Annotated in this window: 12 protein-coding genes; 8 read left to right on the top strand and 4 right to left on the bottom strand. The window is 68.0% G+C overall.

Annotated features, from left to right (window positions below; translation table 11 throughout):
• Positions 1-12 precede the first annotated feature (12 nt).
• A complete protein-coding gene (locus ABZS29_RS12245; RefSeq protein WP_355461142.1) occupies positions 13-960 on the top strand; it encodes a DUF2891 family protein in 948 nt (315 codons plus the stop codon).
• On the opposite strand, the gene ABZS29_RS12240 is transcribed toward ABZS29_RS12245, so the two are convergent.
• Together ABZS29_RS12240 and ABZS29_RS12235 are read right to left on the bottom strand one after the other, a co-directional pair.
• Positions 908-2,692, bottom strand: coding sequence for an ABC transporter ATP-binding protein (locus ABZS29_RS12240; protein WP_355461140.1), 1,785 nt, complete (start codon positions 2,690-2,692; stop codon positions 908-910). The two genes, ABZS29_RS12245 and ABZS29_RS12240, sit on opposite strands and share 53 nt — an antisense overlap.
• Positions 2,689-4,344, bottom strand: a complete 1,656-nt coding sequence (locus ABZS29_RS12235) for an ABC transporter ATP-binding protein (protein ID WP_355461138.1) — start codon at positions 4,342-4,344, stop codon at positions 2,689-2,691. Before ABZS29_RS12235 ends, ABZS29_RS12240 begins: the two co-directional genes overlap by 4 nt.
• 155 nt (positions 4,345-4,499) lie before the next feature.
• Here ABZS29_RS12235 and ABZS29_RS12230 point away from each other — a divergent pair, with 155 nt between their 5' ends.
• Genes ABZS29_RS12230 through ABZS29_RS12205 form a run of 6 tightly spaced genes read left to right on the top strand, consistent with a single transcriptional unit; the run spans position 4,500 to position 11,148 of the window.
• Positions 4,500-5,690 carry an ROK family transcriptional regulator gene (locus ABZS29_RS12230; RefSeq protein ID WP_355461136.1) on the top strand — a complete coding sequence of 397 codons (1,191 nt, stop codon included), beginning with the start codon at positions 4,500-4,502 and terminating at the stop codon, positions 5,688-5,690.
• An 11-nt stretch (positions 5,691-5,701) separates the two neighbouring features.
• Positions 5,702-7,030, top strand: coding sequence for an ABC transporter substrate-binding protein (locus ABZS29_RS12225; protein WP_355461134.1), 1,329 nt, complete (start codon positions 5,702-5,704; stop codon positions 7,028-7,030).
• Entirely contained in the window at positions 7,030-7,977 is a 948-nt protein-coding gene (locus tag ABZS29_RS12220; protein ID WP_355461132.1) for a sugar ABC transporter permease, read from the top strand. Before ABZS29_RS12225 ends, ABZS29_RS12220 begins: the two co-directional genes overlap by 1 nt.
• An 11-nt stretch (positions 7,978-7,988) precedes the next feature.
• Positions 7,989-8,891: a carbohydrate ABC transporter permease gene (locus tag ABZS29_RS12215; protein WP_355461130.1), complete on the top strand. Its 903-nt coding sequence runs from the start codon at positions 7,989-7,991 to the stop codon at positions 8,889-8,891.
• Positions 8,888-10,144: a 6-phospho-beta-glucosidase gene (locus tag ABZS29_RS12210; RefSeq protein ID WP_355461129.1), complete on the top strand. Its 1,257-nt coding sequence runs from the start codon at positions 8,888-8,890 to the stop codon at positions 10,142-10,144. The genes ABZS29_RS12215 and ABZS29_RS12210 overlap by 4 nt, the downstream gene beginning before the upstream one ends.
• The gene (locus ABZS29_RS12205) at positions 10,132-11,148 is read left to right on the top strand and encodes a BadF/BadG/BcrA/BcrD ATPase family protein (RefSeq protein WP_355461127.1); all 1,017 of its coding nucleotides are present in this window, start codon (positions 10,132-10,134) and stop codon (positions 11,146-11,148) included. The genes ABZS29_RS12210 and ABZS29_RS12205 overlap by 13 nt, the downstream gene beginning before the upstream one ends.
• Before the next feature lie 109 nt (positions 11,149-11,257).
• Here the strand turns inward: ABZS29_RS12205 and ABZS29_RS12200 are convergent, their stop codons facing one another.
• Positions 11,258-12,094: a hypothetical protein gene (locus ABZS29_RS12200; protein WP_355461125.1), complete on the bottom strand. Its 837-nt coding sequence runs from the start codon at positions 12,092-12,094 to the stop codon at positions 11,258-11,260.
• Positions 12,095-12,205: 111 nt separating this feature from the next.
• On the opposite strand from ABZS29_RS12200, the gene ABZS29_RS12195 reads away from it, so the two are divergent.
• The gene (locus tag ABZS29_RS12195) at positions 12,206-12,745 is read left to right on the top strand and encodes a hypothetical protein (protein ID WP_355461123.1); all 540 of its coding nucleotides are present in this window, start codon (positions 12,206-12,208) and stop codon (positions 12,743-12,745) included.
• Positions 12,746-12,793: 48 nt separating this feature from the next.
• On the opposite strand, the gene ABZS29_RS12190 is transcribed toward ABZS29_RS12195, so the two are convergent.
• Positions 12,794-13,627, bottom strand: a complete 834-nt coding sequence (locus tag ABZS29_RS12190; RefSeq protein ID WP_355461121.1) for a hypothetical protein — start codon at positions 13,625-13,627, stop codon at positions 12,794-12,796.
• Positions 13,628-13,771 lie beyond the last annotated feature (144 nt).

The raw sequence follows: 13,771 nt of genomic DNA, 5'->3' as shown, positions 1-13,771 counted from the left end.
GAGATCCCACCCATGAAGTACGCCGCTGCCTGGTCCGCGATCGCCTGTGAGGTGCTCGAGACGCCCTACCCGTACGGCGCCGCGCACGCCTCGCGTGGTCCCGAGGATGTCGACGTAACGCCGGAGAAGCTGCACCCGGCGTTCCATGGCTCCTACGACTGGCACTCCAGCGCGCACATGCAGTGGTCGCTCGTCCAGCTGCTCAAACTCGCACCAGATGCCAGGTCGACTGAGCTCCTGAACCAACGGCTTACCGCTGAGGCGATCGCGACCGAGGCGGCGTACCTGCGGGAGCGCCCGTCGTACGAACGTCCGTACGGCTGGGCTTGGGCGGCGATGCTGGTCGCCGCCGGACACGAGCGGTGGCCGCTGCTGCCGCTCGGCGACACCATCGCGGACCTGGTCCTCGACTGGCTGCCGCGGCAGGCCTACCCGGTCCGCCACGGCGCCCACCTGAACACAGCGTTCGCCCTGTCGCTGTTGCTGGAAGCGTACGACGACCTCGGCCGGGGCGAGGTCGTCGACGCAATCCGGCGTCGTGCGGTCGACTGGTTCGGCGGCGACACGGCGTACGACACCCGCTTCGAGCCGTCCGGGACGGACTTCCTGTCCCCCGCGCTGTCCGAGGCCGAACTGATGCGCCGGGTGCTGCCTGCCGCAAAGTTCACGGAGTGGTTGCAGGCTTTCCTGCCGGGGCTCGGGAAGGACAATCACCAGCACCTGCTGGAGGTTCCGGTCACCGACGACTCCGGCGACGGGCAGCTGGCCCACCTGTCCGGGCTGGCCTTGTCACGAGCCTGGCAGCTCCGCACGATCGCACCTAGCCTGCCGGACGTCGCCGAAGCACTGCAGGCAGGCGCTGACCGTCAGATCGACGCCGTACTCCCGACTGTCACCGATGGCGACTTCATGTCGACGCACTGGCTGGTGTCGTTCGCTCTCCTGGCTCACCAGGCCTGAAGCCCGTCCAACTACGCCACAACAAGGCATAGCGGCCGCCGGCGGCGAGTAGTCCGTCGTGCGTGCCCGACTCGACCACCCGCCCCTGGTCGAGCACAACGATCCGATCCGCCTGCTGCGCCTGTGTGAGCCGGTGCGCCACGATCAGCGTCGTACGGCCCTCGGTGGCGGCCACCGATGCGCGTTCCAACGAACGAGCACCAGCACTACCCGCTTCAGCTGTCGCCTCATCCAGTACGGCGACCGGCGGGTCAGCGAGTACCAGCCGAGCAAACGCCAACTGCTGCGACTGCGCACCGGTCAGCTGATGCCCCTCTTCCCCCACCACGGTCTCCAGCCCGTCCGGAAGCGCACGCACCCACGCCAGCGCACCAACGCGTTCCAGCGAGGCTTCGACCTCAGCATCCGTAGCGTCCAGCCGAGCAAGCCGTACGTCGTCAGCCAGCGTCCCAGAGAACACGTGAACCTCCTGGCTGAGCAGAGCAACCTGCGACCGGGTGCGGTCCTCACCAAGCGCCTGCACGTCCACACCGCCCAGCTTCACCACACCGGCCGTCGGCGTGAGGACTCCGGCCGCCAGCGCAGCCAGTGTGGTTTTCCCGGCACCACTAGCGCCGACGAGTGCGACCCGCTCACCCGGCTCGAGCCGCAGCGACACCTGGTCGACCACAAGCGGCCCGTCGTACGAATGCGCGATGTCGACCAGCTCCAGCGACGCATCCGCCGGACCGGGACCAGGCGGCGGCGCGGAGATTTGCTCCATCTCCAGTACGCCGGCCAGCCGCGCCATGCCCGCGGCCGCTGTCTGCACCTCGTCGAACAGCATCATCACCGCGCCGATCGGGTTGAACAGCCGATGGAAGTACAGCGCGGCCGCCGTCACCGCACCGATGGTCACGAGATCGCCGCGCACCAGGAAGAACCCGGCCACCAGGATCGCGCTCAGCCCCACGAACTCGGCATGGTTGATCCGCGACGAGAAGAAGCTGAAGATCTTGAACACCTTGATCGACAGGTCTCGCGCGGTCGCGGAGGTCGCATCGATCTTCGCCAGCTGGACGTCTTCGAGCTGGTAGGCCCGCACGGTCGCACTACCCCGCAGTGACGCGATGATCGCCTCGGACCGATCGCCCATCGCAATGCGTTCCTGCGCGTAGAAAGGCGCCGACCGCGGCAGGTACCACCGCAGTGCCAGCAGGTACATCGGCAGCGCGAGCAGTCCGGCCAGGCCGAGCCGCCAGTCGAGCGCGAACATGCCACCTGCGGTCAGGAGGATCGTCAGCGCGGCTCCGAGCAGCATCGGCCCGATATCGGTCAAAGCCTTCGCGACCGTCGCCACATCGTCGCCGACCCGGGACAGCAGGTCGCCCGTGCGCACCTTGTCCAGCACGGGTGCGGGGAGCTGCAGCGCCCGATCCAGCACTCTCTCCCGGATCCGCGCCAGCACCGTCTCCCCGACGCGCGCGACGAGCATGACACCCAGCGCTGTGAGGAGACCGGCCAGCACAGCGGCGCCACCGATCAGCAGCACCACCTTCACGATCGCAGAGCGGTCCGCCCCCGCGGAGATGTCGTCGACCAGCGCACCGAGCGCCCAGGGCGCGACCAGACCGGCCGCACTGCCACCGGTGATCACCACGGCCGCGACGATCGACAGCCCGGGCAGCTTGCGAATCTCACTCCACAACAGCGCCCACGTCGCACGCGGGCCGGCTACGGGCAGCAGGTTCATCGGAGCACCGCTTCCTGGTACGTCGCGTCCGACTCAGCGAGCTCGGCATGCAGCCCCTCGGTCACGACGACCCCATCGGCCAGCACGACCACGCGATCCATCTTCCCGAGCAGGGCCGGGCTACTGGTCAGCACCAGCGTGGTCAGGCCGAAGCGGACCTCCGCCAGCCCTTCCGCGAGCAGCTCCTCAGTGACCGCGTCAACGGCCGTACTGGGGTCATGCAGAACGAGCAGAGGTGGCGAAGCGAGCAATGCGCGGGCCAGGCCCAATCGCTGGCGTTGGCCACCGGAGAGTGCCTGGCCACGATCAGCCAGTGGCCGGTCCAGCTCATCAATCAGGTCAGCAGCACCCGCTGCCGTCATCACGCGCTCAAGTGCGGGCGACTCGACCAGCAGGTTGCTGCGCAGCGTGCCTTCGAACAGATCGGTGTCGTGCTGCTCCAGCAGCACTGTGTTGCGGAGTGCGTCGATATCCAACTCATCGATCGCCACACCGCCGACCTGCACAGAGCCGGTGTGTTCAGAGGTGCGCCCGCCGACCAGTGTCAGCAACGCGTCCGCATCGCGCGGGTCGTAGCAGAGCACCCCGACTGACTCGCCTCTAAGAACAGTCAGATCGACGTCCGACAACGTCTTGTACGACACCCCGCGAAGTGTCAGCAGCGGCTGACCAGGGTCGATGGCGGTCGACGTACCGGTCTCGACGAGCGGCTGTGACGACAGCACAGACGCGAGGCGACCAGCAGACGCACGGGCAGTCGCCAGCACCTGACTCGCATAGCCCAGCGTGCCAACCGGCTCGGCCACGAACTGCGCCAACCCGACAACCGCAATCAGCTCACCGATACTGATCCGCCCGTTCAGTGCGAACCAGCCGGCAAACCCGGCCACCGCAGCAAGCAGCAGCCCGCTCAGCGCCGTACTGACTCCGTCCTGCAGCCCAGCGGTCGACACCGCACGCAGGGTGGCTCGCAGCGTCGTCTGACTCGAGTGGCGGTACCGGGCGGCCGCATTGTGCTGAGCGCCGATCCCCCGCAGCGTCCGCAGCCCGCCAACGAGGTCAGCGGCCAGTGCGGTCGTTTGCGCGACCGCCTCCTGCTGAGTCGACGTACGGCGGGTCAGCAGTGGCGACAGCGCCTGAATCCCCAACACCACCACCGGTACGCCGATCAGTACGCCGACCCCGAGCGACACGTCGACCAGCAGCAACGCGACCGAGGACACGACCAGCCCAGTGATGCACGCACAGGCGACGGAGACGGACCGCAGGATCAGCGCAGTCTTCTCGGCATCGGAGGTCGCGATCGACAGCAGCTCCCCGGCCCTCAGCCCGGTCCGCTGCCCGCGCGGATCCAGCACCCGCTGGGCCACCTCGAGCCGCAGTGCGTGGGTCTCGTACTCGATTGCGCGCATCACTTGCCGCGCCCCGAGCTTCCAAGCGTTCGACAGCACCGCGAACAACGCGAGCAGCATCAGCACGCACCAGATCAGTGGCTCGACCTCACCAGTGGAGACGGCTCGATCGACGAACACCCCGATCGTCACCGGAACGGCTGCTTCGGTCGCTTGGTGTAGCGACGACAGCAGTACGCCGACGATCATGCGCCCCCGATGCCGTCGTACCGCTCGTCTCAACAACTCGCCGGTCGACATATTAGGCAACCCTAACTGACGCCGGACGATTGACAGCCGGAGCCGATCACCGTACGGTCTCGCGATAATAGGAAACTTTCCTAACAGTTGACTTGGTTGCGTCCCACGCAGCGAGCCGACTGCACGAGACCCGCGAAGGGAGGCAGGGTTGTCCCATGGCAACAACACCTGGAACACCCCGCCTGCTCCGCGCGATGAACGACCGGGCCGCTCTGGACCTGCTGCTGTCCCAAGGGCCACTGTCCCGGACGACGCTCGGGCACCTGACCGGCCTGTCCAAGCCGACCGCCTCCCAGCTGCTCGCCCGCCTGGAGGCGGCCAACCTGGTCCGGGCCAGCGGCACCACCGCCGGCCGCCCCGGACCGAACGCCCAGCTGTACGAGATCAACGGGAACGCGGCGTACGTCGCCGGTCTCGACGTCACCCCGACCCGGATCCGCTCGGCGATCGCCGACCTGACCGGCAAGGTGGTCGGCCGCTACGAGCTGCCCACACCCGGCCGCAGTGCCAAGGGCACGGTCGAGCGGGTGGTCAAGGCGATCGAGGGCGCCGCCGGCGAGGCGGGCCTGAACCGGGAGAACCTGCACCGGGTCTCGATCGGCACCCCGGGTGGGTTCGACCCGACCACCGGGCGTCTGCGCTACGCGACGCACCTGCCCGGCTGGCACGCCCCGCACCTGCTCGAGGAGCTGGCCGCGGCGATCGCCGTACCGCTCGAGGTCGAGAACGACGTGAACCTGGCCGCGGTGGCCGAGCGTCAGGTCGGGCACGCCCGGGACAGCGAGAACTTCGTCCTGCTCTGGGGCGAGGAAGGCATCGGTGCGGCGATCGTCGTCAACGGCCGCCTGCACCGCGGCGCCACCGGCGGCGCCGGCGAGGTCGCCTTCCTGCCCCTGCCCGGTACGCCGCTCGTCCGCAACGTCGGCCGGAACAACGCCGGCGGCTTCCAGGAGCTGGCCGGTGGCGAACCGGTGCTGGCCCTGGCCCGCGCCAACGGCATCAAGGCGCGGACACCGGAGGCCGCGATCGCCGCCGCCCTGCAGACGCCGGGCGCCGGTGACACCGTCCTGGCCGAGTTCGCGCATCGGCTCGCCGTCGGTCTGGCCGCCATCGTCGCCGTCGTCGACCCGGAACTGATCGTGCTCGCCGGTGGCGTCATCACCGCCGGCGGCGAACGCCTGCGGGGCCTGGTCCAGGACGAACTGGCCGACCTCGCCGTCCCACGACCGCGGTTGCTGATGACCGCGATCACCCTCGATCCCGTGCTGTCGGGTGCTCTCCAGTCCGCTCTCACCACCACCCGCGACGAAATCTTCGACACCGCCAGTTCTCCACCCCATTCCTAGGAGTCAAACGGATGCAACGCCTGTCCCGTGCCGCGATCGGCACCGCCGCGGTGGCCCTGCTGGCCACCGCCTGCACCGGTACGTCGGAAGCCCCGAAGGCCAACGACGACGCCACCAAGGACGTGAACATCACGTTCTGGCACGGTTGGAGCGCCCCCAGCGAAGTGGCCGCGATCGACGCCAACATCAAGGCGTTCGAGGCGAAGCATCCGAACATCCATGTCAAGGCCGTCGGGAACGTCGCCGACGACAAGGTCAAGCAGGCGCTGCGCGCGGGCGGCCCGAACTCGCCCGACGTGGTCTCGTCGTTCACCACCGACAACGTCGGGACGTTCTGCTCGTCGAAGGTCTTCGCCGACCTGAAGCCGTTCCTGGACAAGTCCCAGATCGACCTCGACAAGACCTTCCCGAAGGCGCTGCAGGACTACACGCAGTACCAGGGTCAGCGCTGCACGCTGCCGCTGCTGAACGACGCGTACGGCCTGTACTACAACAAGGACGCGTTCAAGGCCGCCGGCATCACCGAGCCGCCGAAGACGCTGTCGGAGTTCGACGCCGCCGCGAAGAAGCTGACCAAGCCCAAGGGCGACGGCTACAGCCAGCTCGGCTTCATGCCGAACTTCCACGGCTACGAGTCCACCTCCACGCACTTCGCCGCACAGTGGAACCCGACGTACTTCACGCCCGAGGGCAAGTCGAACCTGGCCGCCGACCCGGCGTTCGCCAAGATGTTCACCTGGCAGGCCAACCTGGTCAAGGAGCTCGGTGGCTTCGCCAAGCTGGAGAAGTACCGCGCCACCTTCGGTGACGAGTGGGGCGCGAAGCACCCGTTCCACACCGGCCAGGTCGCGATGGCGATCGACGGTGAGTGGCGGCTCGGGATGGCCAAGGAGGCCGGGGTCAAGTTCGACATCGGCGTCGCGCCGTTCCCGGTCCCGGACGACCAGGCCGACAGCTACGGCAAGGGCTACCTGTCCGGCACCATCATCGGGATCGCGAGCACCAGCCAGAAGCAGAACGCGGCCTGGGAGCTGGTCAAGTACATGACCACCGACACCGACGCCGTGGTGAACTTCGCCAACGCCATCCACAACGTGCCGTCCACCCTGGACGCGCTGAAGTCGCCGAACCTGAAGGTCGACGAGGGATTCAAGACCTTCCTCGAGATCGCCCAGCACCCGAAGAGCAGCACCACCCCGGCCAGCCCGAACGGCGGCGCCTACCAGCTCACGCTCCAGGACTTCGGCTACCAGTTCGAGGCCGGCAAGCAGACCGATCTGGCCGGGGGTCTCGCCAAGACCGACGCCCAGGTCGACAAGGACCTCGCGCAGGCCAAGTGATGACGACCATCTCCGTAGGGCTTCGGCAGAAGCGGCGGAAGGAACGGCTGCGCAACCTGGCGTTCCTCTCCCCGTGGCTGATCGGGGTCAGTGTCTTCTTCCTCTATCCGCTCGTCTCGACCGTCTACTTCAGCTTCATGAAGTACGACGGGTTCACACCGCCGGTGTGGACCGGCCTGAAGAACTGGACCTACGTCTTCACCGACTACCCGTTCTTCTGGCCGGCCCTGCGCAACACGCTCTGGCTGGTGATCGTGATGGTTACCCTGCGGGTCGTGTTCGGGCTCGGCATCGGCCTGCTGATCACCAAGGTCAAGACCGGCGCCGGGATCTTCCGGACGATGTTCTACCTGCCGTACCTGGCGCCGCCGGTGGCCGCGACGATGGCGTTCGCGTTCCTGCTCAACCCCGGTACCGGGCCGGTGAACAGCATCCTCGGCAAGCTCGGGCTGCCGCAGCCGGGCTGGTTCAACGACCCCGCGTGGTCGAAGCCGGCGCTGACCCTGCTCGCGATCTGGGGTATCGGCGACCTGATGGTGATCTTCATGGCCTCGCTGCTCGACGTACCGCTGGAGCAGTACGAGGCGGCGTCGCTGGACGGCGCCGGCGCGTGGAAGCGGTTCGTCCACGTGACGCTGCCGAACATCCAGCCGATCGTGCTGTTCGCCATCATCACCGGTGTCATCCAGACGATGCAGTACTACACCCAGCCGTTGATCGCCGGAAAAGTCGCCAGTGGCGTGATTGGTGGCTCAGGGCAACAGTTCGAGCCGGGCTATCCGGACAAGTCGACCCTGACCCTGCCGCAACTGGTCTACAACCTCGGCTTCCAGCGGTTCGACACCGGCGGGGCGAGCGTGATCGCCCTGGTCCTGTTCGTACTGGCGATGATCTTCACGGCGTTCCTGATGCGCCGCGGCAGTGGCTTCCTGGCCACGGACGACTAGGAGACTGCTGAATGAGCACCCTGACCGAACCCCGCGTGGAGGCCCCCGCTTCCGCGCCCGGCCTGACCAACGCGGGCCGCGAAGCGCGGCGTACCAGGTTCTTGAACTGGGTCGCCGTGCACGCCCTGGCGATCGCCGCCGCGCTGTTCTTCGTTCTGCCGTTCGTGTTCGTCGCGCTGACCGCGTTGATGAGCGACCAGCAGGCGCTGACCCGCAACCTGTGGCCGGACAGCTGGCACTGGGAGAACCTGAAGACCGTCTGGGAGACACCAGGGTTCCTGACCTGGTGGAAGAACACCTTGATGTACGCCGTTCTCGGCACCGTACTGACGCTGGTGTCGAGCATCCCGGTGGCCTACGCCCTGGCCAGGTTCAAGTTCCGCGGCCGCAACTTCGCGATGATGCTGGTGATCTCGACGATGATGCTGCCGCCCCAGGTGATCATCGTGCCGATGTATCTGTTCTGGGCCAAGCAACTGCACCTGTCCGGGACGCTGTGGCCGCTGATCATCCCGCTGGCCTTCACCGACGCGTTCTCGATCTTCCTGCTGCGCCAGTTCCTGCTGACGATTCCCAAGGAGTACGTCGACGCGGCCAAGGTCGACGGCTGCGGTGACTTCCGGGCGCTGGTCCGGGTCATCCTGCCGATGGCCAAGCCGGCCATCGCCGCGGTCGCGCTGTTCCAGTTCTTCTACTGCTGGAACGACTACTTCGGCCCGCAGATCTACGCCAGCGAGAACCCGGCCGCCTGGACGCTGAGCTACGGCCTGGAGTCCTTCAAGGGCGCCCACCACACCAACTGGAACCTCACCATGGCCGCCACCGTCCTGGTGATGGCCCCGGTGATCATCTTGTTCTTCTTCGCTCAAAAGGCCTTCATCGAGGGCGTCACACTCACAGGGGTCAAAGGTTGAAACTCACAGTCGTAGGCGGCGGATCCACCTACACTCCCGAACTCGTCGACGGTTTCGCCCGGCTGCGTGACACGCTGCCGGTGACCGAGCTGGTCCTGGTCGACCCGGCCGAGGACCGGCTGAAACTGGTCGGCGGGCTGGCCGAGCGCATCTTCGCCAAACAAGGTCACCCCGGTCGCGTCGTCACCACCACCGACGTCGACGCCGGGATCGACGGCGCGGACGCCGTACTGCTGCAGCTGCGGGTCGGCGGGCAGGCGGCGCGCAACCAGGACGAAACCTGGCCGCTGGAGTGCGGTTGCGTCGGTCAGGAGACGACCGGCGCCGGCGGACTCGCGAAGGCGCTCCGGACGGTACCGGTGGTGCTCGACATCGCCGAGCGCGTCCGCCGTACCAACCCGGACGCGTGGATCATCGACTTCACCAACCCGGTCGGCATCGTGACCCGTGCGCTGCTGTCGCACGGCCACAAGGCGGTCGGGCTGTGCAACGTCGCCATCGGGTTCCAGCGCCGGTTCGCGAAGCTGCTGGGCGTCACCCCGGAGCAGGTGCAGCTCGACCACGTCGGGCTGAACCACCTCACCTGGGAGCGCGCGGTGCGCGTCGACGGCGAGGACATGCTGCCGAAGCTGCTCGAGGGGCACGTGGGCGAGCTGGCCGCGGACCTGAAGCTTCCGCCCGAGTTGCTGCTGCAGCTGGGTGTCGTACCGTCGTACTACCTGCGCTACTTCTACCAGCACGACGAGGTGGTGCAGGAGCTGCTGACCAAGCCGTCGCGCGCCGCGGAGGTGGCTGCGTTGGAGACCCAGTTGCTGGAGATGTACGCCGACCCGCAGCTCGACGAGAAGCCCGCCCTGCTCGAACAGCGTGGCGGTGCGTACTACTCCGAGGCCGCCGTCGACCTGGCGTCGTCACTGCTCAACGACACCGGTGACATCCAGGTGGTGAACACGCTGAACGACGGCACGTTCCCGTTCCTCGCCGACGACGCAGTGATCGAGGTGCCGGCCACCGTCGGTGCCGACGGCACCATGCCGGTCGCCCTCGCCCCGCTCGAGCCCCTGTACGCCGGTCTGGTCGCGCACGTCACGGCGTACGAGGATCTGGCGTTGCAGGCGGCGATCAAGGGCGGTCGTGATCGCGTCTTCGAGGCACTGCTGGCCCACCCGCTGGTCGGTCAGATCACCCTTGCCGAGCAGCTGACGGACAAGCTGCTCGCCCACAACAAGGAGCATCTGCCGTGGGCACGATAAGCGGAGCCGCGGTGCCGGGCGGTGTCCTGGCCTTCGACGCGGGCAACAGCAAGACCGACGTCGCCCTGGTGTCGGCGGACGGCCGCGTGCTCGGGACGGCACGCGGCGGCGGCTTCGAGCCGCATGTCATCGGCGCCGACGCCGCCGTGGCCGGCCTGGAGCCGCTGGTGCGGGCTGCAGCCGCCGCGGCCGGACTCACCCTCGGCGACCGGCCGCTGGTCCAGCAGATCTCGGCCTGCCTCGCCAACGCCGACCTCCCGATCGAGGAGGAGCGACTGAGCGCGGCCTTCGAGCGCTTCGGCTGGGCCGAGTCGGTCTACGTCACCAACGACACCTTCGCGTTGCTGCGTTCAGGGGTGGACGAGCCGCGCGGCGTCGCGGTCGTCTGCGGAGCCGGCATCAACTGCGCCGGCCTCTTGCCCGACGGCCGCACCGCCCGCTTCCCCGCGGTCGGCCGGATCTCCGGCGACTGGGGCGGCGGCCAGCAACTCGCCGAAGAGGCCTTCGCCGCCGCAGCTCGCGCCGACGACGGTCGTGGCCCGGACACCGCTCTGGCCACTGCCCTCCCGGCGCACTACGGCGTACCGTCCGTCCCGGCTCTCATCGAGGCCCTGCACCTCGGCGACATTCCCTACCACCGCCGTTTGGAAGCTGGCCCCGTCCTCTTCCAGGTAGCAGCCGCCGGCGATCCCATCGCCCGCGAGGTGGTGCAGCACCAGGCCGAAGAGATCGTCACGATGGCCGTCGTCGCCATGCGCCGACTCGACATCCTCGACGAGCCGACCGACGTGATCCTCGGCGGCGGCGTACTGACCGCCGGCCACCCCTTGTTGATGGAGACGGTCATTCGCCTCCTCAACGCCGCCGCCCCCAAGGCGGTAGCCCGAGTGATCGACGTACCACCAGTGGTAGGCGCGGCCCTCTTGGGCCTCGACCACACCAACGCCCCCTCCGACGCCCACCTGGCCCTCAGATCCGCCTACGCGCCTTCCCCTGCCGCGTAGGCGGCGTACGGACGGACTGTTAGTAGTGCAGGGCCGGGCGACTTTGCCGCCCGGCCCAGGCGGGCGGCAAAGCTTGGCGCTCGACTATTAACAGTTCGTCGGTACGCAATCAGGCGTTGGCGCAGACGGCGTACGCGGTGATCGACCAGTTGTTGGTGGTGCCGTCTTGGTCTTCGAAGGCTTCGGCCCGGACCGAGGTGAGGTCGGCGCTGGGGACTACGTCGTCGAGGAGGACCTGGCCTTTGCCGTTGGCGATCTCGTGGCCGGTGCCGACGACCTTCTTGCCGCTGGGACAGGTGGCGGTCACGGACTTGTTGGTGGCGGAGTCGGTGGCTGAGGTCGCCGCCACGCGCTGGAGACCAGGGAGCGCGGCTCCGCAGCGGGCGGAGGCGATGGCGGACCAGCTGTCGGTGCGGCCGGCTTGGGTTTCGAAGACGTCGACGGTGACGCTGGTGAGGTCGGCGCTCGGGAAGGCGTCGTCGAGGACGAGATTGCCGCCGTCGGAGACGCTCGCCCCCGCGCTGGTGGTGACGGTACCGGCCGGGCAGCGGACGGTGACCGCCTTCTCAGCGGCCGAGTCGTTCGCCGAGAACTGCGAGAGCGACTGCCGGATCGGGTCGGAGGAGCAGATCGCGTAGGCGGTCAGGCTCCACGAGTTCGCCGTTCCGTCGGCGTCCTCGTCAGCCCGGGCCGAGCCCCACTCGCGCTCGATCTGCGTGTACGTCGAGAGGCCGGCCTGACCGCGCCCCCCGGTGACCTCGCCACCGGCGCCAAGGATCGAGTTGCCGAGCGGGCATTCGGCGGTCCCGGACTGGGAGGCTGTCGACGCCGGGCCGACCGTCTTGCTGACCAACTGCAGGTCCGGTACGGCGGCCTGGGCGGGCTGAGCGGAGACGAAGGCGGTACCGATCAGGACGGCGGCTGCGAGCGCGCGCGGGAGAGTCATGCGCCCAAGGGTCGAGGCGACCGCCGGACCGCACCAGCTTTTGCAGCGTGCTGGAATTCGGGGCTCGGTCCTGCTTGAACTGTGTTTGGGTAAGGGTGTAATCATGATTACATGAGTACACAGACTGATACGGAACGGGTGCGCGGCTGGGTCACCGGCCGACTGCCCAAGGAGTGGTTCGAGGGTGAGCCGGAGCTGACGATCGATCGGGACGAGATCCTGATCGTCGGACGGCTGGCGGCTCCTGAGCAGGGCGACGACGTGAGCGCCGCCGAGCGTTCCGCCGCTGAAGAGGGCCGGATCAAGCAGTTCCGCGAGGACACCCGGGAGCGGCGGATCGAGATCGCTCGCGAGCTCGAGCACGCGACCCGGCGCAAGGTGGCCTGGGGTGTCGACTGCGGCGGGACGCGGAAGGTCTTCACCTCGCTGTCCGCGCCGGTGATGACGCGGCTGCGGCAGCCCGAGCGCCAGGTGCTCGACACGCTGGTGGATGCCGGAGTGGCGCGCTCGCGGAGTGACGCGCTCGGCTGGTGCGTGAAGCTCGTGTCGCAGCACGCCGACACCTGGCTGGGTGACCTCCGCGAGGCCCTCACCAAGGTCGAGGACGTGCGCAGCGCCGGCCCCGACAAGGCGACCGACGCGAAGAAGTAGAGACGGCAACGGGCGGCGACCTCATCGAGGTCGCCGCCCGCCAGTTACTTACTGCCAGTTGCCGTTCTGCGGCGGCGTTCCGTTGGAGTAGCCACCGTTGTGCGGCGCGCCATGAGCGGCCGGGTACTGCGGATCCGCCGGGTACTGCGACTCGCCCTGGTACTGACCAGCGCCCATCCCGTTGCTCATTCCGTTGTCCGACCCGTTGTCCGACATGGTCGGCTTCTGGAGGTTGTCGCGGGAGAACAGGTTGTCCAGCGCGCGACCGGCCATCTCCCGGCCACCGAGACCGAAAGCGAGACCGAGTGCGAGGGCAGCACCGGCGAGCACGATCAGCAGCGTGTTGCCGGTCAGCTGGACCGCGATCCCCAACTGCGTGAGCGCGGCGAAGGCGGCGTACACGAGGATCGCGTACTTACCGACCTTGGCCAGGGTTTCGTTGCCGGTGGCACCACGGATGATCGCGGCCAGGAAGTTCGCGAACAGCGCGGCCAGGCAGACGATCACGATCGCCGCGAAGATCCGCGGGATGTAGCCCAGCATGTCGCTCATGAAGTTCGAGATCTCCGGTACGCCGAGCGCGGAGGCGAACATCGTGAAGCTGATCAGGAACACGAACCAGAACACGACCTTGCCGAGCATCGCCGAAGCGGTCAGCCCCGTGCCGGACCGCTGCAGCACGCCGGAGACGCCGGCCCGCTCCATCCATTGGTCGAACCCGACCCGGCCGAGCAGTTTCCCGACCAGTTTGCCGAGCACCTTGGCCACGAAATACCCGATCACCAGAATGACCAGGCCGCCGAGCAGGTTCGGGATGAACCCGAGCAGCTTGCTGAACGCGTCCTCGAACGGCCCAGTGAAGTCGATTGCTAACGGACTCATCGGATTTCCTTCCGATTGGCCCGCACCGGCCGTCGCGCGCAGCACCGCACACACAACCCCGGCAACGGGCGGATGCAGTGGTGTCTAGTATCACCCGTTCCCCTCGTTGCTCAGGGCAAACGGTCATCACAGCGGTGTAATCCT

Source organism: Kribbella sp. NPDC005582 (assembly GCF_040605415.1).
Taxonomy (GTDB): domain Bacteria; phylum Actinomycetota; class Actinomycetes; order Propionibacteriales; family Kribbellaceae; genus Kribbella.
Note: the sequence above shows the minus strand (reverse complement) of the source record. Positions and strands in the feature narration are given on the sequence as shown.